Origin of the sequence: Phenylobacterium sp. (assembly GCF_036263695.1) — a bacterium.
GTDB lineage: Bacteria > Pseudomonadota > Alphaproteobacteria > Caulobacterales > Caulobacteraceae > Phenylobacterium.
The window spans coordinates 1-23,328 of the sequence record NZ_DATAGM010000424.1; the positions used below are offsets into that span (position 1 = coordinate 1).

Below are 23,328 nucleotides of genomic sequence, written 5' to 3' on the forward strand. Positions count from 1 at the left end.
AGAAGCTCCAGAAGGCGCGGGAGAAGGGCGATGTCGTCAAGTCGCAGGACTTGGCGCCCCTGGCCGCGCTCCTGGCCGCGGCGAGCGTCATGGCGGGGATGGGCGGGCCCCTGGCGCGAGACTTGGCCGTCGGGCTTCGCAGCTACATCGCCGAGGCCGGGACCATGTCTCTGGACGGCCAAGCCGGCGTCCAACTCCTCGCCCAGGCCATGCAGCTCGGCGCGCCGGCGCTGCTGGCGGTGCTGGCGACCGCGGCGGTCGCCGCCGCGGCCGGCAACCTGGTTCAGCACGGCTTCCTGTTCACTCCGGACAAGCTGAAGTTCGACTGGAAGAAGCTCTCGCCCCTGCAGGGGATGAAGCGGATCTTCGGCCCGGACGGCCTGTTCAACTTCGTCAAAACGATCCTGAAGATCCTGCTCGTCGCCGCGGTCGCGTGGTGGGCGGTGAACCCCCGTTACGACGAGCTGCAGACCCTGGCCCGCATCTCGCCCACGGCCATCCTGCCGCTGGCGGCCGACCTGATGCGGCGGCTGGTGTTCGCCGTGGCCGTGCTGCTGGCGGTCATCACCGGCATCGACTGGTTCTGGCAGCGTCAGCGGTTCATGGCGAAGATGCGGATGACCAAGGAGGAGCTGAAGGACGAGTTCAAGCAGTCCGAAGGCGACCCGCACGTGAAAGCCCGCCAGCGGCAGCTGCGCATCCAGCGCTCGCGCCGGCGGATGATGGCGGCGGTGCCCGAGGCCACCGTGGTGATCATGAACCCGACCCACTTCGCGGTGGCGCTGAAGTACGAGGCCGGCGAGGCCGGCGCGCCCACCTGCGTCGCCAAGGGCCTGGACACGCTGGCCCTGAAGATCCGAGATGTCGCCAAGGACGCCGGGGTGCCGGTGGTGGAGGATCCCCCGCTGGCCCGGGCCCTCTACGCCGCTGTCGAGATCGACGAGCAGATTCCCCCGAAACACTACGAGGCGGTGGCTAAGGTCATCGGCTTCGTGATGGCCGCCGCACGAAAGCGTGGGGCCCGCGGACTGTGAGAGTATGATCGATGCGTGATTCGGAGGGGCTGGCAGCCCCGGCCTTCAAGGAGAGCCGACGGTCCGGAATGGCGAACGCCGCAAGCGCAGCGCGCCCCAGGCGCAAGAGCAGCGCCCTGAACTGGCTGATCGGCCTGTTCTTCGGGGTCGCGGCCCTGTGTGCGGCGGCGCCGGTGCTGGTCGCTCCGGTCACCGCCGCCAGCCTGATGCTGGTGGTCGGTCTGGCGGGCGTCGCCTGCCTGGGCCTGCTGGCTCTTCGCAACCCGGCCGAGCCGGCGAACGACCCCGAGCTCAGCCCCGAGGCGCTGCTGGAGTCGCTGCCCGAGCCCACCGCGCTGGTCGCCGCCGATGGGCGGATCCACGCCTGCAACGGCGCCTGGCGCAACACCGTCGGCATGGCCCCGCGGCTGCCGAAGAACGGCGCCAGCGGCACGGGCCTGTTCGCCGGCCTGGCCGCCGCCCGCCGCGGCGAGACCGGCCGCGCCAGCCTGAAGATCGCCGGCGAGGACCGGCTGGCGGAGATCACCCCCGCCGGGGCGCGCCGGTTCCTGGTGCGGCTGCTGGCCGGCGGCCCCGAGCCGCTGCGCCTGCCGGCCAAGGCCATGGCGGTGATCGAAGCTGTCGCCTCCGCCAGCCCGCCGCCGCCAAAGGTGCTGGACGCCTTCGCCGCCGCCTCGCCGTTCGGCGCCGCGCTGCTGGAGGGGGAGGACCCCTTCGCCGCGGCCATTGTCGAGGCCAACCCGGCGCTGGCCGCCGTGGCCGGCGGCGGCGCGCCCGGCCAGGTGTTCGGCGAGCTGATCGAGCCCGCCTCGCGGGCCGATGCGGCCCAGAAGCTGAAGGACGGGACCCAGGGCGCCCTCGAGGTGCGGCTTGCCAGCGACCCGGCCCGCATCGCCCACCTGTACCTGGCCAAGAGCGACGGCCGCTGGGTGGCCTACCTCGTGGACGTCTCGGCCCAGAAGCAGATCGAGCTGCAGCTGGCCCAGAGCCAGAAGATGCAGGCCATCGGCCAGCTGGCCGGCGGCGTCGCCCACGACTTCAACAACCTGCTCACCGCCATCTTCATGCAGCTGGACGTGCTGGCCTCCCGCCACCCGGTGGGCGACCCGAGCTACGAGGGGCTGAACGAGATCCGCCAGACCTCGGCCCGAGCCGCCGACCTGGTGCGCAAGCTGCTGGCCTTCTCGCGCAAGCAGACGGTGCAGCGAGAGGTGCTCGACCTCGGCGAGCTGATCTCCGAGTTCGAGGTGCTGCTGCGGCGGGTGCTCTACGAGGACGTCAACCTCAAGACCGAGTACGGCCGCGACCTGCCGCAGGTGAAGGCCGACCGCAGCCAGCTCGAGACCGCGGTGATGAACCTTGCCGTCAACGCCCGCGACGCCGTGCGCGCCCAGGGCGGCGGCACGGTCAGCATCCGCACCGCCCGCCTGACCGAGGCCCAGGCGCAGGCCATGGGCTTCGCCGCCGCCAAGGGCGACCAGGCGCTGATCGAGGTGGCCGACGACGGCCCCGGCATCCCGCCCGAGGTGATGGACAAGATCTTCGACCCGTTCTTCACCACCAAGCCGGTGGGCGAGGGGACGGGCCTGGGCCTGGCCACGGTCTATGGCATCGTCAAGCAGTCGGACGGCTGGATCAGCGTCCACACCAAACCGGGCCAGGGCGCGGCCTTCCGCATCTTCCTGCCGGTGCACGTGCCGCTGCCCTCGGCGAACCCGGCGCCCGCGCCCGTCAAGGCCCGCCCGGTCGCCCGGGACCTCTCGGGCGCCGGCAAGATCCTGTTCGTCGAGGACGAGGACGCGGTGCGCGGCGTCGCCGCCAAGCTGCTCCGCGCCCGCGGCTACGAGGTCATCGAGGCGGCGTCCGGCGAAGAGGCCCTGGAGCTGGCCGAACAGCACGCCGGCGAGATCGACCTGATGATCTCCGACGTCGTCATGCCGGGCATGCAGGGGCCGGACCTCCTCAAGCACGCTCGCGTCTATCTCGGCTCCGCCCCAGTGATGTTCATCTCCGGCTACGCCGAGAGCGAGTTCTCCGACCTGCTGGAAGGCGAGGACAACATCTCCTTCCTGCCCAAGCCGATCGACATCAAGACGCTGGCCGAGCGCGTGAAGCTCGAACTCCAGAAGGCGGCGTAGACGGCTCCTTCCTTTCCCGCCGCCAGGCGGGAGCGGCATGAAGAGGACCCTGCGGGAAGCGCGTGTCGCGGGCGAAACGCCTCGCCCGTTGACGAGGCCCTCCGGATCATCATTCCTAGGGGAATTGATCGGCGCACCAAGAGGCGCCCCGGGAGGTATTGTTTTGAGTCATACTGCGAGCGGCGGCGCATCTCGGCTGCCTATGAAAACCAAGCTTGCGTTCGGGATCGGTAGCGGGGCGGAATCGATCTGCCTCTACGCGATCGCCCAGTTCGCCATCTTCTATTACTACCAAGTCCGCGGCCTCGATCCCGGACTCGCGGCCCTGGCGGCATCGGCCAGCCTGGTCCTCGACGGCTTCGCCGACCCGATCGCCGGGTCGCTCTCCGATCGCACGAAATCGAAGTGGGGCCGCCGCCACCTCTACATGTTCTTCGCGCCGATCCCGATCGCGCTGTCGTTCATCGCGGTGTTCAATCCGCCGGCGGGCCTGGGCGAGTGGGGCCTGTTCACCTGGTTCCTGGTCAGCATCGCGGCGCTGCGGATCGCCATGACCTTCTACCACACGCCTCACCTGGCGCTCGGCGGGGAGCTGTCGAGCGACTACACCGAGCGGTCGAAGGTGATGAGCTACAACAGCTTCTTCGCCTGGGCGGGCGGCGCGGCGACCTACTGGATCGCCCTGCGCCTCTATTTCCCCAAGACCGATGAGTACCAGAACGGCCTGCTCAATCCCGAGCCTTACGTGCCGTACTCCATCACCATGGGCGTCATCGCCATGGTGATCCTCTACGCCTCGGCCTGGTTCACGCGCGACCGCATCCCGCACATGCCCAAGGCGCCGGCCGACATGCCGCGCTGGAATCCGCTCGAGTTCTTCGGCGACATCAAGAAGGCGCTGAGCAACATCAACTACGTCTGGCTGATCATCGGCTACTTCTTCGTCTCCCTGATGGTGGGCCTGCGGAACGGCCTGCACATCTACACCAACACCTCCTACTGGGAGCTCTCGACCCACGACCTCAGCTATTTCGTCATCGGCAGCTTCTTCGGCTTCCTGACCGCCTTCGTCGTCTCGGCGCGGCTGCACGGCAAGTACGACAAGAAGAAGACGATGATCGTCTCGGCGATCGTCTACGCCGTCGCCCCCGCCGTGCCGCTGGTGCTGGGCATGATGGGCATCCTGACCCCGACCACGCCGGGCATCCTGCCGATCCTGATCGCCTCCACCATCTTCAGCTGGGGCGCCGTCAGCGTGATGACCATCTCCATGATGTCGGCGCTGGCCGACATCGCCGACGAGAACGAGCTGAAGTTCGGCGTTCGGCAGGAGGGGGTGCTCTACGCCACCCGCTCGCTGTTCGCGAAGATCGACGCGGCCATCGGCACGGCGCTGGCCGGCGTGGTTCTCGGCCTGATCGCCTTCCCGCCGAAGGCCGAGCCCGGCACAGTGCCCGATGACGTTCTCTACAACCTCGTGCTCTGGGACGGCCTGATCGCGATGATCCCAGGCGTGCTCGCGGTCGTGTTCTACGCCAAGTACAACATCACGCGCAGCACCTACGAGGCCACCAAGGCCGCGCTGGCCGAGCGCCGGCGGCAGGAGCCGATCGCGCCGACCGTCACGGGCGTGCTGGCTGTCGAGGACGTCGGCAGCACGCTTGATACGCCCGGGGGGCTCAAGCCCTCGCCCGGTCAGGCATGACCCGCCGGCCTTAAAACAGAAAACGAAGGAGGAGCCGTCCCGTGAGCAGCACCCAGGTCGCCGGCGCGGACCGGCTCCCCTTCAAGACCAAGCTGGCCTTTGGCCTCGGCAGCGGCGCCGAGACGATCGCCCTCTACACGGTCAGCCAGTTTGCGATGCTCTACTACAACCAGGTGCTCGGGCTGCCCGGGCACCTGGCGGGCCTGGCGGTCTCGGCGAGCCTGATCCTCGACGGCCTGTCGGACCCGGTGGTGGGGTCGCTCTCGGACCGCACCCGGTCGAAGTGGGGCCGGCGCCACCTCTACATGTTCTGGGCGCCGATCCCGATCGTCCTGTCGTTCATCGCCATCTTCAATCCGCCGGACGGCCTGTCTCAGGGAGCGCTGTTCGCCTGGTTCATGCTGACGGTGATCCTGCTTCGGCAGGCGATGACCTTCTACCACACGCCCCACCTGGCCCTCGGCGGCGAGCTTTCCCGCGACTACACCGAGCGGTCGAAGGTGATGAGCTACAACAGCTTCTTCGCCTGGGCAGGCGGGGCGGCGACCAGCTGGATCGCGCTCAGCTACTTCTTTGTCGACACGCCCGAGTATCCGCGTGGCCTGCTGAACCCTGAGCCCTACGCCCCCTATTCGCTGGTGATGGGCGCTGTGGCGCTGGCGGTGCTCTTCGGATCTGCCTGGTTCACCCGCGACCGGATACCCCTGCTGCCGAAGCCGCCGCCGGAACAGCCCGGCTGGACCCCGTTCGAGTTCTTCAAGGACGTCGGCAAGGCGTTCCGGAACCGAAACTACGTCTGGCTGCTGGTCGGCTACTTCTTCCTGTCGGTGATGATCGGGCTGCGCCAAACGCTGCACCTGTACGTCAACACCTTCTACTGGGAGCTCGGGTCGGAGCAGATCCGCTGGTTCGTGATCGGCTCCTTCGCGGGCTACTTCACCGCCTTCGTGGTCGCCGCCCGCCTGCACGGCAGGTTCGACAAGCGGTTGACGATGATCGTCGCCTGCATCCTCTACGCCGTCATTCCTGGCCTGCCGGTGGTGCTCGGCGGGATGGGAATCCTCACCCCGGAAACGCCAGGCCTGCTGGCTATCCTGATCGCCATCGCCGCCCTGGGCTACGGCGCGGTCAGCGTGCTCTCGATCAGCGTCATGTCGGCGCTGGCCGACATCGCCGACCAGAACGAACTGAGGTTCGGCCTGCGCCAGGAGGGGGTGCTCTATTCGACCCGGGCGCTGTTCGCCAAGGTGGACCAGGCCGTAGGCGCCTTCATTGGGGGGCTGGTGCTGACCATCATCGCCTTCCCAACCAAGGCAAAGCCGGGGCTGGTGCCAGACGAGATCGTCTGGAACCTCGCTCTCTGGGACGGGGTGATTGGCGGCGTGCCGGGCCTGCTCGCGGCGCTGTTTTACGCCAAGTACGGCATCAACCGGCAATCCTATGAAGCCACCAAGGCCGCGCTCGCCGCGCGCCGGCCCACGGCCGCCGTGGCGGCGGCGGCCGTTCAGGGCGCCGAGGATGCGCCCGAGCCGCTGGGCGGGGGCGGAACGCCGCCCCAAGCGCCGCCGCGGCCGGCCGAATAGGCGGCGGATTACAGCGATTTAACCCGCGCACGCTTGCCGTGCGCGGGCGGCTGCGCCAAGCCTGCGACCGTAACATCGGTAACATGCTGGGGCCCGCCGAAGTGCTGAACCGCCGCCATCTCCTCGTCACCGCCGCCGCGCTGGCCGGCTCCGCCGCCGCGCCTGCGCTGGCCCAGCCTGCGCCGGCCGGGACGCCTCAGGCCCAGCTCGACGCGCTGCTCGAGACCTTCTTCCAGGAGGCGCTGGACGACTCGCCCGAGCTCGCCACCCAGCTCGGCGTCGACAAAGGCGTCCGCGCCACCGCCAAGGCCCAGCTGGACGATCGGTCCATCGCCGAGCTGGAGCGCGACAAGGCGCAGCTCGAGAGTCAGCTGCGGCGGCTCAAGGCCATCCCCCGCGCGCCGCTCACCGGCATGGCGGCGGTCAACTACGACGCGGTGCTCGATGGTCTGGAGCGCAGCGACGCGGCCAACAAGCGGTTCGCCTACGGCAATGGCGGGGCGGGCCAACCCTACGTCCTCAGCCAGCTGACCGGCGCCTATCGATCGATCCCCGACTTCCTGGGCACCCAGCACACCATCGAGACCAAGGCCGACGCGGACGCCTACCTCGCCCGCCTGGAGGCCTACGCCACGGTGATGGACCAGGAGGCCGAGCGGGCCCGACGCGACGTGGGCCTCGGCGTCGTCCCGCCGGACTTCGTCATCGAGCGCTCGCTGCAGCAGATGCGTGCGCTGAAGGTCGCCCCGCAGACGTCGCCACTTGTCACCTCGGTCGCGAACCGCGCCCGGGAGAAGAGGATCGCCGGCGACTACGCGGCCCAGGCGGCGAAGATCTATTCGAGCAAGGTCGTCCCCGCCCTCGACCGTCAGATCGCCTTCATGGAGGGGTTGAAGCCGCGCGCCGTTCATGACGCCGGCGTGTGGCGCCTGCCGGACGGCGAGGCCTATTACGCCCACGCCTCGCAGGCCTCGACGACCACCCGGATGACGCCGGACGAGATCCACCAGATGGGCCTGGACGAGTCCCGCCGACTTTCCGACCGCGCCGAGGTGCTGCTGCGCAAGCTGGGCATGACCCAGGGCACGGTGGGACAGCGGATCCGCGCCCTCTACGACGATCCCAAGCACCACTACCCCAACACCGACCCCGCCAAGGAGAAGCTGATCGAGGACCTGAACGCCCAGGTGAAGGCGATGATGGCCCGCCTGCCGGAGGTGTTCGGCCGGCTGCCCAAGGCTCCCGTCGAGGTGCGCCGCGTGCCGACCTTCATCGAGGCCGGGGCGCCGGGCGGCTACTACAACCAGCCCACCCTCGATGGTTCGCGGCCCGGGATCTACTGGATCAACCTGCGCGACACGGCCGAGTACCCCAAGTGGACCCTGCCGACGCTCACCTACCACGAGGCCGTGCCGGGCCATCACATGCACCTGGCGATCCAGCAGGAGACCGAGCTGCCGATGATCCGGCGCGCCACCTTCCTGTCGGCCTACGGCGAGGGCTGGGCCCTTTACGCCGAAGAGCTGGCCCGGGAGATGGGCGTCTACGAGGACGATCCGCTGGGCGAGATCGGCTATCTGCAGTCGTCGCTGTTCCGCTCGGCGCGGCTGGTGGTCGACACCGGACTGCACGCCAAGCGCTGGAGCCGTGAGAAGGCCATCGAGACGATGACCAGCATCGACGGCTCGCCGACCAGCGCCGCCACCACCGAGATCGAGCGCTATTGCGTATGGCCGGGCCAGGCCTGCAGCTACATGGTCGGCAAGCTCACCTGGCTGCGCCTGCGCGAGGCGGCCAAGGCGAAGATGGGCGCAAGGTTCGACCTGCGCGCCTTCCACGACATGGCCCTGGCGAGCGGCTCAGTGCCCCTGACCGTGCTTGAACGCCGCGTCGCCGACTGGAGCGAGGGCGGGGCGGTCTAGACGCTACCCCGCCGCCCGCTTCAGCCCGGGCCGTATCGCCGGCGGGCGGGCCTGCAGGCGGATGGGTTCGTCGGAAGGGGCGCCGTAGAGGTATCCCTGGGCCAGGTCCACGCCGGCCTGGCGCACGGCCTGCTCGGCGGCCTTGGTCTCGACCATTTCGGCGACGGTTCCGACCCCCAGCTCGGCGCACATCCGCACCAGGTGGCGGATGAAGGTGGTCTCCCGCCCGCCGTGCTGCAGCTCCTTGATGTAGCGCCCGTCGATCTTCACGAAGTCCAGCGGCAGCTGCTGGACGTAGGCCAGCGAGGCCGCCCCGGCCCCGAAGTCGTCGAGGCAGATCTTGCAGCCTTCCTCGCGCAGCAGCTGCAGGTTCGACTGGGCGAGCGGCATGTCGGTGATCGCCGCGCTCTCGGTCAGCTCAAACAGCAGCCGGTCGCGCGCCGTGGGGCTGCCGGCGATCATCGCGGCGACCTTGGCGACGAAGCTGCCGGACTGGGCCGTGCGGCCGGACATGTTGACCGCCAGCTTCAGGCCGGGCGAGGCGACCAGCTGGGCGATCGTCTGCTCGACCACCGCCAGGTCCAGGCTCTCGATCAGGTCGAGCTCCTCGGCCATTCGGATCATCGGGAAGGGGCTCTCGTCCTGGCCGAAGCGGACCAGCACCTCGTGATGGTGCACCGCCCCGCCGGCCTTCAGGTTGATCACCGGCTGGTAGACGAGGCGGAACTGCTTTTCGGCCAGCGCCTGGCCCAGGGCGCCCACCTCCATGGCGGTGCGGCGGACGGAATCTGTCACCGCCTGGGAGAGGCTGGCCGGGACCGCCGCGTCCAGCCCGTCGGCGATGAAGCTGTCGACGGCGTAGCGGATGGCGCGGATCACCTGGTTGGGCGAGGCCTCGCCGGTCAGCGACATGGCCTGGCCGGCGGGGGTGACGGCGTCCTCCTCCACGCCCAGCAGCCGCAGCAGGCGGCGCGCCAGGGCGTCGGGGCTCTCGCCGCGCGGGCGCACAAGGGCGAAGCGGTCCTCGCCCAGCTCGGCGGCGGCCGAGCCGCCGTGTGAGTGGGCCCGTAGCAGGCCGGCCAGCTCCTGGTCCATCTCGCCCTGCGTCCCGCGGGCGCTGGTCAGGCCGGAGAGCTCGACGAGGGCGAGCTCCAGCTCGAGTCCGGTGGTCTTGGCGCTTTCGAACAGAGTCGCGGTGACCTGCTCGAAGCTGTCCTTGCTGTGCAGGCCGCGGTCGGCGGTGCGCGGCGGCGGCGTCGCTCGGGTGAGCGCGCAGGAGATCGCCCCCTCGTTCTGCGGCAGTCGGAAGGCGCTGAGCGCGGCGGCGCGCTCGGCGCCGCCGGCGCCTTGCGCCAGCCGGACCACCACCGGCCCGCCCCGCAGTCCGTCCCTCAGCCCCTTGAACAGGGCCTCGGCCATGCAGCGGTCGTAGTCGTCGATGAACTCCGACCACAGCCGTCCCACCAGCTGGACGTCCGGGGCGCCGGAGAGGGCCTCGGCGGCCCCGGCGGCGAAGGCGATCCGCCCATCGGGGGCGATCTCGATGAGCAGGTCGGCGCTCGCGAACGCGAAGCCGACGAACCGTGACAGGCCAGCGTTCAAGCGCGGCTCCCTTCCTCCCCAGATACCGTGACTATGCAGCGTGAGGCTTAATGCCGTGTTTGGGGCGAGAATTTTCCGAAACGCTCAACCGGCTCGGGCGCCGGCGCTGCGCGCCCCTTCCGCGCGCGGCGAGGGCGGGACATGCTCCCCGCCCATGCGCGATCGACTCACCGCCCGCATCCTGCTGTTCGACGCCGCAGGCCGGCTGCTGCTGATGAAGGGCCGCCTGCCGACCGGGCCGGACGCGCCGGGCGCCTGGTTCACGGTCGGCGGAGGCGCCGAGCCCGGCGAGAGCGTGCACGAGGCGGCGGCGCGGGAGGTGGTGGAGGAGACCGGCTTCACCGACGTCGAGCTCGGGCCGGTGGTCTGGCGGCGCACCACGCCCCAGCGGCTGGTGGGTGGCGAGCTGGTGATGTTCCAGGAGCACTACCTCGTCGCCCGCTGCCGAGGCGGCGAGCCCTGCCGAGACGCCTGGGAGCCGCACGAGGTCAGCCTCGTGGACGACATCCGCTGGTGGAGCCTCGAAGAGCTGTTGGCCTGCCCCGACGACGTCTACCCGCTCGCCCTGCGCGAGCTTCTCCCGGACATCATCGCAGGCCGCTATCCGTCCAAGCCGCTGGTCATCCGTTAGAGGCGGGTGACAGGGACGGCTACGCCCAACCAGTCATCCAAGCTAGGTCGCTGGGACCGCCTGCGGCGGGCCGCCGTCGAGCGTTGCGGGGGCGGGCGCCGGGATGAGCTCGGGCTGGGCTTCGGGCGCCGCCTCGACCTCCGCCGCGGCCGGTTGGCCGGCCTCGGCGGCGGCCGGCGCACCGCCAGAGGCCTCCAGATCGTCCAGCGTCGCGGGCGCGCCGTCGGCCGGCGGCGAGAGTTCGGCCACGTTGGTGGGGGCGGGCGTTTCGGCGGTCTTCGGCTTCTTGTCCATGCCGAACAGCTTCTTCACCCCGCCAACCAGGCCCTTGCCGATCGACTGGCCGGCCAAGCCGCCCACGGCGCTGCCGAGGGGGCCGCCGGCCGCGCCGGCGGTGTAGCCCAGCGCCCCGCCGACGGCGGCGCCCAAGCTGTCGACCACCCCAGGCTTTTCCTTCTCTTCCGCCAGCGCAGCCGAAGGGATCAGTACGGCGGCCGCGGCGATGGCGAGCGTCTTGCGCATCGGATCACCTCTCCTCTGCGGCCGGCGCCCGCTCTTCGGGAACCGGCCTTCATGAAGCCGCCCCCGCGAGTCAGGGTCCTTCAACGCCTCGGCGCCTCAAGGGTTCTGGCCGCGCTTCAGGCGGGCGCCTCCCCCGGGTATTGAGGCAGCTCCGCGTGAGGCGGCCACCAGGCCGCCTTGGAGGCGGTGTAGAAGTAGAAGGCGGGACTGGCCTCCACCGGCTCGTCCAGCAGCCCGGCCCGCAGCCGCAGCACCTGCGGCGTCTCGTCCCGCTGGCTGAACACCGGGCTGCCGCAAGCGCCACAGAACACCCGCCGCTTGCCTGGCGAGGCGCGGTGCTCCTTGAGCTCGGAATCACCGCTCAGCAGGCGGAAGTTCGAGCGCGCCACCGGGATGTTCGCCCCGAACGCGGAGCCCTGCGCCTTGCGGCACTGTCCGCAGCAGCACAGCTGGATGGGCGCCAGCGGCCCCTCGACTTCGAAGCGGACCGCTCCGCAAAGACAGCTTCCCGTATGCATGTGACCCGTCCCCATTCGGCGGAGGCAAAGTGCACGCGCGCCAGCGAGAGGCAAGCACGTCAGAAGCGGACGCATCTGCAAAATAGAACATCTTGCGAACCGAGAACAAACCGCGTACCAATGAGTCCATCGACGGGCGGCGGGAAAAGCCACCTTAGCCCCGGTCGGGTTGGCGGAATCGTGGGATAAGGGAGGCTCCTTCAAATGAGTCAGTCGGCGTTGAAGCTCGTGGGCAGAGAAGACGGAGACAAGCAGCGCGCCCTCGAGGCGGCGCTGGCGCAGATCGACCGGGCGTTCGGCAAGGGCTCGGTGATGAAGCTGGGCGACAAGGGCAAGATCGTGGAGATCGAATCGGTCTCCACCGGCTCGCTCGGCCTCGATCTGGCGCTGGGCATCGGCGGCCTGCCCAAGGGGCGGATCGTCGAGGTCTACGGCCCCGAGAGCTCTGGCAAGACGACGCTGGCCCTGCACGTGGTCGCCGAGGTGCAGAAGGCCGGCGGCACCGCCGCCTTCGTCGACGCCGAGCACGCGCTCGATCCCTCCTACGCCCACAAACTCGGGGTCAATCTGGACGACCTCTTGGTCTCCCAGCCCGACACCGGCGAACAGGCGCTGGAGATCACCGACACCCTGGTGCGCTCGGGCGCGGTGGACATCATCGTCATCGACTCGGTGGCGGCGCTGACGCCCAAGGCCGAGATCGAGGGCGAAATGGGCGATTCCCTGCCCGGCCTGCAGGCGCGGCTGATGAGCCAGGCGCTGCGCAAGCTCACCGCCTCGATCTCCAAATCGGGGACGCTGGTGATCTTCATCAACCAGATCCGCATGAAGATCGGGGTGATGTACGGCAGCCCCGAGACGACCACGGGCGGCAACGCCCTGAAGTTCTACGCCTCGGTGCGCCTGGACATCCGCCGCACCGGCTCGGTCAAGGTGCGCGACGAGATCATCGGCAACAACGTCCGGGTGAAGGTGGTCAAGAACAAGGTCGCCCCGCCGTTCCGCGAGGTCGAGTTCGACATCATGTACGGCGAGGGGATCTCCAAGCTGGGCGAGATCATCGACCTGGGCGTCAAGGCCGGAGTGATCGACAAGTCCGGCTCCTGGTTCTCCTACAACAGCCAGCGGATCGGTCAGGGCCGCGACAACGTCCGCGAGTTCCTGAAGAACAACCCCGACATCGCCGCCGATATCGAGAAGGCGGTGCGCGGCAACGCCACCAAGATCGAGGAAGAGCTCCTCGTCGGCGGCCCTGAGGGCGACGAAGAATAGATCTCCTCCCCGCGGAGATCCCGCCGCCGCTGCAACCCCGAAGACCTGCCGGGCGCTACCGCCAACCCCGTCCGGCAGTTCTCAAAGACCCCGCGCAGCCGGCGGCGGGAAAGGGCGTTCGCCTCCTGCAAGGGCGGACGCCCTTTCTTTTACTTGGACGTCTCCCCGCCGCCCCGCGCGGCGGGGGAGAGGGTTGGGTGAGGGGGGCGCCTGCGCCGCGGGAGCGTTGGAATCCACCTCCGCGCCTGGGCCTGACTCACCCAACCCTCTGCCGGCGAGGCGGGCGAGAGGTCCTTCCGGACTACGGCGTTTCGGGCCGCGCGAAATCCGAGAACCGCGTCTCCGCCGCCAGCCGGGCGACGTAGGCCTCCACGGCCGAGAGCTGCGGCCGCTCCATCGGCGTCGCCCGCCAGCGGTGCACGGAGAGGCCGACCACGATATCAGCCAAGGTGAAGCTTGCCCCCGCGACGAACGCGCCGGTCTCGGCGAGCTGGGCGTCCAGCAGCGACATGACCTCGTTCCAGCGCCGCGCCCCCGCGACGATCTCGTCCGTATCGGCGTAGGCCGGATCGCGCCGGCCCAGGGCCATGAAGACGTAGCGCCAGGCGCCGTTCAGCTCCGTCGCCTGCCAGTCCATCCACATCTCCACCCGCGCCTGGGCCGCCGGCTCGTCTGGCAGCAGGTCGCCTCGCCCGTGCCGGCGCGCCAGGTAGCGGCAGATGGTGTTGGACTCCCACAGTACCCCCGCCTCGTCCTCGATGACCGGCACGAGACCGTTGGGGTTGAGCCGCCGGAACGCCGGCGACGCGGCCGGCGCCGCCGGCGTCGCCCACTGCGGTTCGTGGACGAACTCGAGGCCGATCTCGGCCGCCGTCCACAGCACCTTGCGCACGTTGATCGAGGTTGGCCGGCCGAGGATGCGGAGCATGGGGGTTACTGTCATGTCGCACAAATTAGTCACGTCGTCCCGGACCGCCTGCAAGGCAAAGGCGGCGCTCGTCCATCCGCCGCGGAGCCTCTGATCTGGATCCTCGCCTACGCCGGGACGAGCGTGGAGGAAGCGGCGTCGAGCCGCCCCCTTGCGCTCCGCCGCCCGCCACCCCTTTTCCTTTGTCGCGCCGCAGCAAATTTCGTAGAGCAGCCGCGTTCCGGATGCGCCCGCACGCCCGAGGTGTGCGCCTCTCCGGCCCAAGGTTTAGAAGACGTCCATGGCCAGTCTGAACGACATCCGCAGCACCTTCCTCGACTACTTCAAGTCGAAGGACCACCTGATCATCCCGTCCGCGCCGCTGGTGCCGAAGGACGATCCCACCCTGCTGTTCGTCAACGCCGGCATGGTGCCGTTCAAGAACTACTTCACCGGCGCCGAGACCCCGCCGGCCCCGCGCGCGGCCTCGTCGCAGAAGTCGGTGCGCGCCGGCGGCAAGCACAACGACCTGGACAACGTCGGCTACACGGCGCGCCACCACACCTTCTTCGAGATGCTGGGGAATTTCTCCTTCGGCGACTATTTCAAGGAAGGGGCGATCGTCCACGCCTGGGAGCTGCTGACGAAGGAGTTCAAGCTCGACCCCGCGCGGCTGGTGGTCACCGTCTACCACACCGACGACGAGGCCCACGGCCTGTGGAAGAAGATCGCCGGCCTGCCGGACGAGAAGATCATCCGCATCGCCACCGCCGACAACTTCTGGTCCATGGGCGACACCGGCCCCTGCGGCCCCTGTTCTGAGATCTTCTACGACCACGGGGCGCACATCGCCGGCGGCCCGCCCGGCAGCCCGGACGAGGACGGCGACCGGTTCGTGGAGATCTGGAACCTGGTCTTCATGCAGTATGAGCAGTTCCTGGACGGCTCGCGCGTGGACCTGCCGCGCCCGTCGATCGACACCGGCATGGGGCTGGAGCGGATCGCGGCGGTCATGCAGGGCGTGCACGACAACTACGATGTCGACGTCTTCCGCGCGCTGATCCAGGCGAGCCGCGAGGCTGTCGGCGGCGTCGGCGGCGGCGCGAACGGGCCCTCGCACCGGGTGATCGCCGACCACCTGCGTTCGACCAGCTTCCTGATCGCCGACGGCGTCAGCCCGTCCAACGAGGGCCGCGGCTACGTGCTGCGCCGGATCATGCGCCGGGCTATGCGCCACGCTCACCTGCTGGGCGCCGAAGAGCCCTTGATGCACCGCCTGGTCCCCGCACTCGTCGAGCAGATGGGCGGCGCCTACCCCGAGCTGAAGCGCGCCCAGCCGGTCATCGAGGAGACCCTGCGCCAGGAAGAGGAGCGGTTCCGCCGCACTCTCGGCCGCGGCATGGCCCTGCTCGACGAGGCGACAGCCAAGCTCGAAGCCGGTGGCATGCTCTCCGGCGAGACGGCGTTCAAGCTCTACGACACCTACGGCTTCCCGCTCGACCTGACCCAGGACGCGGTCCGCGCCAAGGGCCTGACCGTCGACCTCGACGGCTTTGAGGCCGCCATGCGCGAGCAGCGCGAACGGGCCCGCGAGGCCTGGACCGGCTCCGGCGCCGTCGCCCAATCGGCCGAGTGGTTCGCCATCCGCGACCGGCTCGGGCCGACCGTGTTCAGCGGCTACGACCAGGTCGAGGACATGGGCGAGCTTCTGGCCCTTGTCGATGCGGGCCAGGAGATCGACGAGGCGAAGGCCGGCCAGACCGTGCAGGCGATTTTCGACCGCACCCCGTTCTACGCCGAGAGCGGCGGCCAGGCGGGCGACCAGGGCGAGGCCGAGTGGCCCGGCGGCCACGGCCGCGTGCTCGATGTCCAGAAGCAGGCCGGCGACCTGCACGTACACGTGCTGAAGGTCATCGAGGGGACGCTGAAGCCCGGCGCGCGGGTGCGGCTGGCGGTGGACGCCGAGCGGCGCGCCTCCACGCGCTCCAACCACTCGGCCACCCACCTGCTGCACGCGGCCCTGCGTAACGTGCTCGGCCACCACGTCAGCCAGAAGGGCCAGATGGTCGATGGCGACCGCATCCGCTTCGACTTCAGCCACGGCCAGCCGCTGACCGCCGAGGAGATCGACCGCCTCGAGGCCGAGGTGAACGCGGTGATCCGCCAGAACCTGCCGGCCGAGACCAAGGTGATGGCGCCTGAGGCGGCCATCGAGGCCGGCGCCATGGCGCTGTTCGGCGAGAAGTACGGCGACAGCGTCCGCGTGCTGACCCTCGGCCACGCCCTGGCCGGCGAGGGCGCCTACTCTGTTGAGTTGTGCGGCGGCACCCACGTCTCGCGCACCGGCGACATCGCCCTGTTCAAGATCGTCTCCGAAGGCGGTGTGGCGGCGGGCGTGCGGCGCATCGAGGCGCTGACCGGCGAATCCGCGCGGCGCTTCCTGCTGGAGCAGGCGGCGGTGGCGCGGAACCTGGCCGAGCAGTTCAAGGTGCCGGTCTCGGAAGTCGCGGCGCGCGTCGAGGCGCTCGAGGCGCAGCGCCGGCGCCTGGAGAAGGAGCTCGGCGACGTCAAGCGCCAGCTGGCCATGGGCGGCGGCTCGGGCGGCGGCGGCGGCGAGATCGAGGAGGTCGGCGGGACCAAGCTGCTGGCGCGTGTCATGGACGGGGTCGGCGGCAAGGACCTGCGGCCCATCGCGGAGGAATTCAAGAAGCAGATCGCCGACGGGGTCATCGCCCTGGTGGGCGTCGAGGGCGGCAAGGCGGCGGTCACCGTGGCCCTGACCGGCTCGGCCAAGGACCGCCTCAGCGCCGTCGACCTCGCCAAGGCCGCCGTCCAGGCGATGGGCGGCCAGGGCGGGGGCGGCCGCCCCGACTTCGCCCAGGGCGGCGCCCCCGACGGCTCTAAGGCCGCCGACGGCCTCGCCGCGGTCAAGGCGGCGCTGGCGGGCTGACGGCGCACCTGATCGTCATCGCCGGGCTCGTCCCGGCGACCCAGCCCGTTGCAGCGGGGCAGACTCATCAGGATGGGTCGGGACAAGCCCGGCCATGACGGCGGGGAGGGGGCTCGCGGCGACCTCCCCGGCGCACCGCTCAATCCGGCAGGTCGAACACCAGCAATCCCGGCGCACCCAGCGGCAGCTCGGCCGCGACGGCCCCGGTGGGACCGAGCACCGCCGTTGGGCCCCAGGCGATGCGGCCGTCGCGTTCGCCGGTGACATCGGCGGAGAGGAGCCACAGGCCGGTCTCGATGCAGCGCGCGCCGCGGGCGCGATTGTGCTCGTGCTTCCATGTCTCGGCGGTAGGCCGCGGCATCATGTTGTTGGCCGGGCAGACGATCAGCTGCGCGCCGCCGTCGGCCACCTTGCGGGCGGCTTCGGGGAAGTTGGTGTCGTAGCAGATGTTGATCCCGAACCTCAGGCCGCCGGTTTGGAAGATCGGGGCCTCGTCACCCGGCGTGAAGGCGCGTTCGCCGCGGAGGAGGTGGGTTTTGCGATAGCGGCCGAGGAGGGCGCCGTCGCACACCACAACTGCGGTGTTGAACAGATGATCCGCGTCCAGCTCGATCAGGCCCATGACGACGGTAAGGCCAGAGCGGGGAAGTCGGGCCAGCACCGCCTCGAACTCGGGCGAGGCGAGGTCGAGGGCGCAGCGGCGGGCGGCCGCCTCCTCGGTGAGGTAGCCCTGCAGATAGCCCTCGGGGAAGCATAGCAACGCAGCGCCGCGGGCGTGCGCCTCGTCGATTGTGGCCGACGCGTGGGCGAGGGCGCCGTCGACATCCTCGCGAAACTCCGGCGTCTGGGCGGCGGCGATCCGGGCCACCGTCAGGCCGGAGCTGGGGCGAGGGCCGCCTCGTGCTGGGCGCAGATGCGCGGCCACAGGCCCTCGGCTTCGGGCAGGTCCAGGCCGAAGACATCGCGCAGGACGGCGACGTACTCCACCGGCCCCTCCACCAGCCGCTCCTCAGTCCGGTCCGGCCAGATATGGCGCAGGGTGCGGTTGCGCAGCAGGATCAGGCCGTCGGGCGTGTGCCTCTGGACGATGGCGTTCTGCACGAACACGGATGTGGGCGCGGTCTGCAGGTGGACACAGCGGCCCGCCAGTTCGGCCTCATCGGCGGGCTCGAGCCGCACATCGAAGCTGCGCGGGGCGTGGCGGTGGTTGCGCATGCGCCACCAGCCGTCCTCGGTGCGCTCGCGGCCGAACTCAAAGCCGCGCTGATCGTAGGGGCCGTCGCCCGGCTGAAAGGGTTCGATAGGCCCGTCGCCATAGCCCACGTCGGCCAGCCAGGTCTCGTCGAGGTCGATCTTCAGCACCAGGTGGCTGGCATGGTTGGCCGCGCCCAGCGCCTCGCGCAGCACCGCGCCCGCCAACCGGGTCACCGGAAACCCGACCGCCTCCAGCGCCAGCCCGAAGGCGCCGTTCATCTCGTAGCACCAGCCGCCCCGCCGCCGCCGGACGATCTTCTCGAAGGCCGCGGCCGGGTCGGTGGTCAACGGCCGGCCGAGCTGGACGTCCAGGTTCTCGTAGGGGACCGCCAGCAGGTGCGCCCGGTGCAGCGCCCGCAGGGTGGTAAGGTCGGCGGCAAGCTCGCCCGCGTAGCCGATGCGGGCGAGGTAGGCGTCAAGGTCGATCGCGCTCATGGCCGGAGCCTCGCCAGCGCCGCCCGGTCAGGTCAAGCCGCCTCAAGCGAGCAGGTGCGCCGCCAGGGTCAGCGTGAGGGCCGAGATCACCGTGCCGATCGCCACCGCCTGTGCGGCGGGCCGGGCGAAGACCTCGGCCGTGCGGGTCTGGATGAAGACGTTCACCGCCGTCGGGCAGGCGGCGAGCAGCACCGCCGCCGCGACCAGCTCGCGCGCGGTCCCCACCGCTTCCAGGGCCAGCCACACCAGCACCGGCGCGACGGCGAGCTTGAGGAGGAGGGCCGCGCCCAGCGGCTCGAAGTCAGCCCGGGCGGGCAGGGCCCGCTCGCGGCCGATTAGTCCGCCGAGCGCCACCAGGGCGACCGGGCTGGTGGTGAGGGCGATCAGAGCCAGCCCGCCCGCCGCCGGCTCCGGCAGCCGCAGGCGGAGGGCCGATAGCGCCAGCCCGATCCCGGCCCCGACGACGGTCGGATTGAGCAGCACGCGGCGCAGGCCGCGCCAGGCCGGCTCGTTCCGCCCGCCCTGCAGCACCGCCACGCCGACACCTAGCAGCAGGACGAAGTCCACGGCCACGATGGCTGCGGCCGGCGCACGGGCTCCGGCGCCCAGCACAGAGACGGCCAGCGGCGCGCCGAGAAAGGCGGTGTTGCCGACCGCCGCCACCAGCGGCACGCCCGCACGGGCCTCCGCCGGCCAGCGGCGGATCCGGCCCGCGATCACCGCCAGCCCCAGGACTGCGCTCATGACCGCGGCGTAGATCGCCAGCGCCCGCGCCAGGCCGGCGTCCGGCGGCGGCGCTGTACCCAGCCAACTGACCAGCAGGGCCGGGAAGCCGATCCAATAGGTGTAGGCGGAAAGCCAGCGGCCGAGCCGGTCGTCAAGGATCCGCAGCCGCGCCAGCACCGCGCCGACCGCGATCAGCGCGAAGAAGGGGGCGATGCGGGCGGCGAGCTCCATGTGCGAACCCTTAAGCGCGGGAGCTTGGCCGTGCTAGCGTGACGGCGGGGCGGAGAAGAGACGATGGACCAACGTGTCGAGGCCGTGCTGGCCGAGTACCACGATCGGGCTGCCCGCGAGGCGCAGGATCCGGAGCTGTCGCGCGACGAGCGGCTGCTGCCGGTCGGGCCGGAGGTGGGCCGGTTCCTGAACGGTCTGATCAAGGGCGCCAAGGCCGCGCGGATACTTGAGATCGGCACCTCCTACGGCTACTCGGGCGTCTGGCTGGCCGAGGCCGCCGCCGCGGTCGGCGGGCGGGTGATCTCCCTGGACCTGGCCGATTACAAGCAGGCCTACGCCCGCGAGCGGCTGGAGCGGGCGGGCTTGGCGCAGGTGGTCGAGCACCGCAGCGGCGATGCCCTGGAGTTGATCCCCGCCCTCGAGGAACACTTCGACTTCGTCCTCCTTGATTGCTGGAAGGACATCTACGCCGGCTGCCTGGACCGCTTCTTCCCCAAGCTCGCCAAGGGTGCGATCGTCGCTGCCGACAACATGCTGCAGCCGGTGTCGGCCCGCCAGGACGCGCTCGCCTATCGCCGGGCGGTGCGGGCGAAGCCGGGGGTCTCCTCGGTGCTCGTACCGCTCGGCTCCGGCATCGAGCTCAGCCGGCTGGACGACCTCTAGCGACCGCGGCTGTGGACTCCCCCGGCAGGTCCACGTGGGTCAGCTTCCAGGTGAACACCCCCCGCCGCTGGAAGGTGAAGGTCACCTCCCGCGAGGGCGCGCCCTTCGGATGGACGGCGAACCGCACCCTGCGGAAGCCCCAGTAGTCCAGCGCGGGGAAAGGCGGCCGGGCTTCGGGCGGGGGGGCAGCGCCCGGCGCGGCCAATGTCAGCGCGTGCAGGCCCTGGGGCGTCAGGTGACGGTCCACGGCGGGCGGTGCAGGCCGGATCGGATCCATGGCCCGCTTCAGCGCGCCGATAGGGTCGCGCCAGGGATCCGGCGGCGGGCCGGGCGCGGCGGCTTCGGTGAGCTGCGGCTTCAGGCTGGCGCGCACGGCCGGATAGTCCACGAGCTCGGCCAGGGCCTGAGCGTCCCGTGCCGAGGCGGCCTCCCGCAGCGCCCGAAAGGCGAACCAGGGCGCCGCCAGGAACGCCAGCGCGAACAGCGCCGCGGCGAGGGCGAGCAGGGTGGAGACGCGCGGCATGACTGTGGAACGCGCGCCCCAGCTTCGCGATGCGCGTCAGGCGCTCGGGCCCCGGTCAGGAACGATGGCGGCGCGCTCGTCGTCGCCGGGCGCGGCGACCCGCTCGGGCTCGTCGAGGTCCACCTCGATCACCTTGCCGTCGGCCGCCTCGATGCGGACCTGCGCGGGCTGTCCGGTGTGGATCAGGTCGTGCGCCAGCCGCACAGCCTCGTGCACCGCTTCGTCGGCGTGACCGTAGGGGCGCACGTCGTCCCCCTCGCGCGTCAGCATCCAGACGCCCTCGCGGAGGCGGATTTCGATCTGCACCGGGTCGGCCATGGCAAGCTCGCTTAGGTTAGGGAGGGGGCCCTCACCAACCCGCAAGCCCTGCCGAGGTTGCAGCCGTCAGGCGGGCTGCTTTTCCGCCAACGCCCGGTCGAGGTTGACCGCGATCTTGTCGAGGAAGCCCTCGGTGGTCAGCCACCCTTGGGTGTCGCCCACCAGCAGGGCCAGGTCCTTGGTCATCGAGCCGCTTTCGACCGTCGAGACGCAGACCTTCTCCAGGGTTTTGGCGAAGTTGGCCAGCTCCTCGTTGCCGTCGAGCTTGGCCCGGTGCTCCAGCCCCTGGGTCCAGGCGAAAATCGAGGCGATGGAGTTGGTCGAGGTCGACTCCCCGCGCTGGTGCTGGCGGAAGTGGCGGGTGACGGTGCCGTGGGCGGCCTCGGCCTCCATGGTCTTGCCGTCCGGCGTGATCAGCACTGACGTCATCAGGCCGAGCGAGCCGAAGCCCTGCGCCACCGAGTCCGACTGCACGTCGCCGTCGTAGTTCTTGCAGGCCCAGATGAAGCCGCCGGACCACTTCAGCGAGGCGGCGACCATGTCGTCGATCAGCCGGTGCTCGTAGGTCAGGCCCTTCTCCTTGAACTGGGCGGCGTATTCGCTCTCGTAGACCTCGGCGAAGATATCCTTGAAGCGGCCGTCGTACGCCTTGAGGATGGTGTTCTTCGAGGAGAGGTAGAGCGGATAGTCCCGCTGCAGCGCATACCGGAAGCAGGCGTGGGCGAAGTCGCGGATCGAGTCGTCCAGGTTGTACATCGCCATGGCGACGCCGCCGCCCTTGTAGTCATAGACGTCGTGCTCGATCTTCTCGCCGTTCTCGCCTTCCCAGCTGATCTTCAGCTTGCCGGGGCCCGGCACGCGGAAGTCGGTGGCGCGGTACTGGTCGCCGAAGGCGTGGCGGCCGATGATGATCGGCTGGGTCCAGCCGGGCACCAGGCGGGGCACGTTGCGGCAGATGATCGGCTCCCGGAACACGACACCGCCCAGGATGTTGCGGATCGTCCCGTTCGGGGACTTCCACATCTTCTTCAGGCCGAATTCCTCCACCCGCGCCTCGTCCGGGGTGATGGTGGCGCACTTGACGCCCACGCCGTGCCGCTTGATCGCCTCGGCCGCATCGATCGTGACCTGGTCCTCGGTCGCGTCGCGGTGCTCGATGCCCAGGTCGTAGTAGTCAAGCTGGATGTCCAGATTGGGGAAGATCAGCTTGTCCTTGATCCACTTCCAGATGATGCGGGTCATCTCGTCCCCGTCGATGTCGACGACGGGACCTGCGACTTTGATCTTGGCCATAGGCGAGGGGCGCTCCTGGCTTTCGTTTGAGGGGAATTGTCGCCCGCGCGTATAGCGGGCCAAGGCGAGGGGGGGAAGGGCGCCGGCGCAGCCGTCAGCCCGCCTCGTTGATCAACACCCGGGTCACCTGCGCCAGGACCTGCTCGCAGTCCGCCAACTGGGCGCGGCAGCCGCTCATCAGTATTGCGATCGCATAACGCCGTCCGTTGGGGAGGGTGGCGATTCCCACGTCGTTGACCACGGGGCTGAGGCCCAGGTCAGGCCGCGCGGTGCCGGTCTTGTGGGCCAGCCTGGAGCCTTCCGGCAGGCCCGCCGCGATGCGGCCGGGGCCGGTGCGGCTCTCGCCCATGATCTGCAGCAGCAGCTGGCTCGAGGGCTTGGAGAGCAGGTCGCCGGCCGCCAGACGGCTGAGGAAGTCGATCATGCCGTGAGTGGTCGTCGTGTCCCGCGGGTCGGCCAGGAACGCTTCCAGCGCCGCCCGGCGCTGCGGCTCGGGAACGGCGGCGATAGGGGCCGCGTCCTTCCAGGCGGGGCGGAAGGAAGCCAGCCCCGCGATCTCCATCTGGATCTCCCGTTCGTAGCGGTCGACGCGGATGCCGCGAATCCGCTTGCCGCTCAGCCAGGCGGTGACCGCGCCGGGGCCGCCGATCCGCTTCATCAGCACGTCGGCGGCGGTGTTGTCGGAATCGCGCACCGCCCGCACCAGCAGCTCGCGCACCGTGTAGCTGTAGGCGGCCGGCCAGGCGCTGGAGATGGCGCTGAGCTGGGGGGAGAGGTCCCCTTCGCCGATGACCAGGGTCTCGTCCAGCGACAGCCGCCCGGCGTCCACCTCCGACAGCACCGCGGCCCCCAGCGGCGCCTTGAAGACGCTCTGCATCGGCATGGGCGTGTCGCCGTAGTGGCTCCAGACCTCGGCGTTCTCCAGGTCCATGAAGGCAACCGTCAGGCGCGCGGGCGCCGCCCGCGCCGCGATGGCGGTGATCTCCCGGTTCATCGCCAGCATGTCGAACCGGGGATCGAGCTCGGTGGAGCGTTGGGGGCCGCAGGCGGTCAGCCACAGGGCCGAAACGAGACAGGTCAACAGCTGGCGTCGGGTCACTT

20 protein-coding genes are annotated in these 23,328 nt (G+C 70.2%); 9 read left to right on the forward strand and 11 right to left on the reverse strand.

Features of this window, described 5'->3' with window-relative positions; genetic code table 11:
• The 5 genes from flhB to VHK87_RS16960 form a co-directional block, all read left to right on the forward strand.
• On the forward strand, positions 1–1,034 hold a 1,034-nt coding region (gene flhB, locus VHK87_RS16940), incomplete at its 5' end, for a flagellar biosynthesis protein FlhB (protein ID WP_329636064.1).
• Positions 1,035–1,102: 68 nt separating this feature from the next.
• Positions 1,103–3,172 (forward strand): cell cycle histidine kinase CckA, encoded by a 2,070-nt coding sequence (gene cckA / locus VHK87_RS16945; protein ID WP_414694163.1) that lies wholly within the window; start codon positions 1,103–1,105, stop codon positions 3,170–3,172.
• A gap of 202 nt (positions 3,173–3,374) precedes the next feature.
• Complete coding sequence (locus tag VHK87_RS16950) at positions 3,375–4,877, forward strand: MFS transporter (RefSeq protein WP_329636066.1); 1,503 nt, start codon at positions 3,375–3,377, stop codon at positions 4,875–4,877.
• A gap of 41 nt (positions 4,878–4,918) precedes the next feature.
• Complete coding sequence (locus VHK87_RS16955; protein ID WP_329636067.1) at positions 4,919–6,460, forward strand: MFS transporter; 1,542 nt, start codon at positions 4,919–4,921, stop codon at positions 6,458–6,460.
• A gap of 83 nt (positions 6,461–6,543) precedes the next feature.
• Positions 6,544–8,382, forward strand: coding sequence for a DUF885 domain-containing protein (locus tag VHK87_RS16960; protein WP_329636068.1), 1,839 nt, complete (start codon positions 6,544–6,546; stop codon positions 8,380–8,382).
• A 3-nt stretch (positions 8,383–8,385) separates the two neighbouring features.
• On the opposite strand, the gene VHK87_RS16965 is transcribed toward VHK87_RS16960, so the two are convergent.
• Positions 8,386–9,984: an EAL domain-containing protein gene (locus VHK87_RS16965; RefSeq protein WP_329636069.1), complete on the reverse strand. Its 1,599-nt coding sequence runs from the start codon at positions 9,982–9,984 to the stop codon at positions 8,386–8,388.
• A gap of 154 nt (positions 9,985–10,138) precedes the next feature.
• On the opposite strand from VHK87_RS16965, the gene VHK87_RS16970 reads away from it, so the two are divergent.
• Positions 10,139–10,615 (forward strand): NUDIX hydrolase, encoded by a 477-nt coding sequence (locus tag VHK87_RS16970; protein WP_329636070.1) that lies wholly within the window; start codon positions 10,139–10,141, stop codon positions 10,613–10,615.
• Between the two features lie 42 nt (positions 10,616–10,657).
• On the opposite strand, the gene VHK87_RS16975 is transcribed toward VHK87_RS16970, so the two are convergent.
• Both VHK87_RS16975 and VHK87_RS16980 read right to left on the reverse strand, forming a co-directional pair.
• The gene (locus VHK87_RS16975) at positions 10,658–11,137 is read right to left on the reverse strand and encodes a hypothetical protein (protein WP_329636071.1); all 480 of its coding nucleotides are present in this window, start codon (positions 11,135–11,137) and stop codon (positions 10,658–10,660) included.
• A 116-nt stretch (positions 11,138–11,253) separates the two neighbouring features.
• A complete protein-coding gene (locus VHK87_RS16980; protein WP_329636072.1) occupies positions 11,254–11,655 on the reverse strand; it encodes a GFA family protein in 402 nt (133 codons plus the stop codon).
• A gap of 204 nt (positions 11,656–11,859) precedes the next feature.
• Here VHK87_RS16980 and recA point away from each other — a divergent pair, with 204 nt between their 5' ends.
• Positions 11,860–12,927 (forward strand): recombinase RecA, encoded by a 1,068-nt coding sequence (gene recA / locus VHK87_RS16985; RefSeq protein WP_329636073.1) that lies wholly within the window; start codon positions 11,860–11,862, stop codon positions 12,925–12,927.
• 301 nt (positions 12,928–13,228) lie between these two features.
• Here the strand turns inward: recA and VHK87_RS16990 are convergent, their stop codons facing one another.
• Complete coding sequence (locus VHK87_RS16990) at positions 13,229–13,855, reverse strand: glutathione S-transferase family protein (RefSeq protein WP_329636074.1); 627 nt, start codon at positions 13,853–13,855, stop codon at positions 13,229–13,231.
• A 280-nt stretch (positions 13,856–14,135) separates the two neighbouring features.
• Between VHK87_RS16990 and alaS the strand changes: the two genes are divergently transcribed.
• Positions 14,136–16,784: an alanine--tRNA ligase gene (gene alaS / locus VHK87_RS16995; protein ID WP_329636075.1), complete on the forward strand. Its 2,649-nt coding sequence runs from the start codon at positions 14,136–14,138 to the stop codon at positions 16,782–16,784.
• 139 nt (positions 16,785–16,923) lie between these two features.
• Here the strand turns inward: alaS and VHK87_RS17000 are convergent, their stop codons facing one another.
• From VHK87_RS17000 to VHK87_RS17010, 3 genes are read right to left on the reverse strand one after another with little or no spacing between them, the layout of a single operon-like run.
• A complete protein-coding gene (locus VHK87_RS17000; RefSeq protein ID WP_329636076.1) occupies positions 16,924–17,652 on the reverse strand; it encodes a carbon-nitrogen hydrolase family protein in 729 nt (242 codons plus the stop codon).
• 2 nt (positions 17,653–17,654) lie between these two features.
• Positions 17,655–18,473, reverse strand: coding sequence for an arylamine N-acetyltransferase family protein (locus VHK87_RS17005; protein WP_329636077.1), 819 nt, complete (start codon positions 18,471–18,473; stop codon positions 17,655–17,657).
• Between the two features lie 42 nt (positions 18,474–18,515).
• Entirely contained in the window at positions 18,516–19,430 is a 915-nt protein-coding gene (locus VHK87_RS17010; RefSeq protein ID WP_329636078.1) for an AEC family transporter, read from the reverse strand.
• Positions 19,431–19,493: 63 nt separating this feature from the next.
• On the opposite strand from VHK87_RS17010, the gene VHK87_RS17015 reads away from it, so the two are divergent.
• Positions 19,494–20,093 (forward strand): O-methyltransferase, encoded by a 600-nt coding sequence (locus VHK87_RS17015; protein ID WP_329636079.1) that lies wholly within the window; start codon positions 19,494–19,496, stop codon positions 20,091–20,093.
• Here VHK87_RS17015 and VHK87_RS17020 read toward each other — a convergent pair.
• The 4 genes from VHK87_RS17020 to bla form a co-directional block, all read right to left on the reverse strand.
• Positions 20,071–20,616, reverse strand: coding sequence for a DUF2939 domain-containing protein (locus VHK87_RS17020; RefSeq protein ID WP_329636080.1), 546 nt, complete (start codon positions 20,614–20,616; stop codon positions 20,071–20,073). The two genes, VHK87_RS17015 and VHK87_RS17020, sit on opposite strands and share 23 nt — an antisense overlap.
• 36 nt (positions 20,617–20,652) lie before the next feature.
• The gene (locus VHK87_RS17025) at positions 20,653–20,934 is read right to left on the reverse strand and encodes a DUF2188 domain-containing protein (protein WP_329636081.1); all 282 of its coding nucleotides are present in this window, start codon (positions 20,932–20,934) and stop codon (positions 20,653–20,655) included.
• A gap of 66 nt (positions 20,935–21,000) precedes the next feature.
• Positions 21,001–22,227, reverse strand: a complete 1,227-nt coding sequence (locus tag VHK87_RS17030) for an NADP-dependent isocitrate dehydrogenase (protein ID WP_329636082.1) — start codon at positions 22,225–22,227, stop codon at positions 21,001–21,003.
• Positions 22,228–22,321: 94 nt separating this feature from the next.
• A complete protein-coding gene (gene bla, locus VHK87_RS17035) occupies positions 22,322–23,326 on the reverse strand; it encodes a class A beta-lactamase (protein ID WP_329636083.1) in 1,005 nt (334 codons plus the stop codon).
• Positions 23,327–23,328: the final 2 nt, after the last annotated feature.

Excerpts from the sequence above, each read along its gene's own strand:
- cckA (WP_414694163.1), top strand. The coding sequence starts at position 1,103 with ATGGCGAACGCCGCAAGCGCAGCGCGCCCCAGGCGCAAGAGCAGCGCC.
- VHK87_RS16950 (WP_329636066.1), top strand. The coding sequence starts at position 3,375 with ATGAAAACCAAGCTTGCGTTCGGGATCGGTAGCGGGGCGGAATCGATC.
- VHK87_RS16960 (WP_329636068.1), top strand. The coding sequence starts at position 6,544 with ATGCTGGGGCCCGCCGAAGTGCTGAACCGCCGCCATCTCCTCGTCACC.
- VHK87_RS16970 (WP_329636070.1), top strand. The coding sequence starts at position 10,139 with ATGCGCGATCGACTCACCGCCCGCATCCTGCTGTTCGACGCCGCAGGC.
- VHK87_RS16975 (WP_329636071.1), bottom strand. The coding sequence starts at position 11,137 with ATGCGCAAGACGCTCGCCATCGCCGCGGCCGCCGTACTGATCCCTTCG.
- VHK87_RS16980 (WP_329636072.1), bottom strand. The coding sequence starts at position 11,655 with ATGCATACGGGAAGCTGTCTTTGCGGAGCGGTCCGCTTCGAAGTCGAG.
- recA (WP_329636073.1), top strand. The coding sequence starts at position 11,860 with ATGAGTCAGTCGGCGTTGAAGCTCGTGGGCAGAGAAGACGGAGACAAG.
- VHK87_RS16990 (WP_329636074.1), bottom strand. The coding sequence starts at position 13,855 with ATGCTCCGCATCCTCGGCCGGCCAACCTCGATCAACGTGCGCAAGGTG.
- alaS (WP_329636075.1), top strand. The coding sequence starts at position 14,136 with ATGGCCAGTCTGAACGACATCCGCAGCACCTTCCTCGACTACTTCAAG.
- VHK87_RS17005 (WP_329636077.1), bottom strand. The coding sequence starts at position 18,473 with ATGAGCGCGATCGACCTTGACGCCTACCTCGCCCGCATCGGCTACGCG.
- VHK87_RS17010 (WP_329636078.1), bottom strand. The coding sequence starts at position 19,430 with ATGGAGCTCGCCGCCCGCATCGCCCCCTTCTTCGCGCTGATCGCGGTC.
- VHK87_RS17015 (WP_329636079.1), top strand. The coding sequence starts at position 19,494 with ATGGACCAACGTGTCGAGGCCGTGCTGGCCGAGTACCACGATCGGGCT.
- VHK87_RS17020 (WP_329636080.1), bottom strand. The coding sequence starts at position 20,616 with ATGCCGCGCGTCTCCACCCTGCTCGCCCTCGCCGCGGCGCTGTTCGCG.
- VHK87_RS17025 (WP_329636081.1), bottom strand. The coding sequence starts at position 20,934 with ATGGCCGACCCGGTGCAGATCGAAATCCGCCTCCGCGAGGGCGTCTGG.
- VHK87_RS17030 (WP_329636082.1), bottom strand. The coding sequence starts at position 22,227 with ATGGCCAAGATCAAAGTCGCAGGTCCCGTCGTCGACATCGACGGGGAC.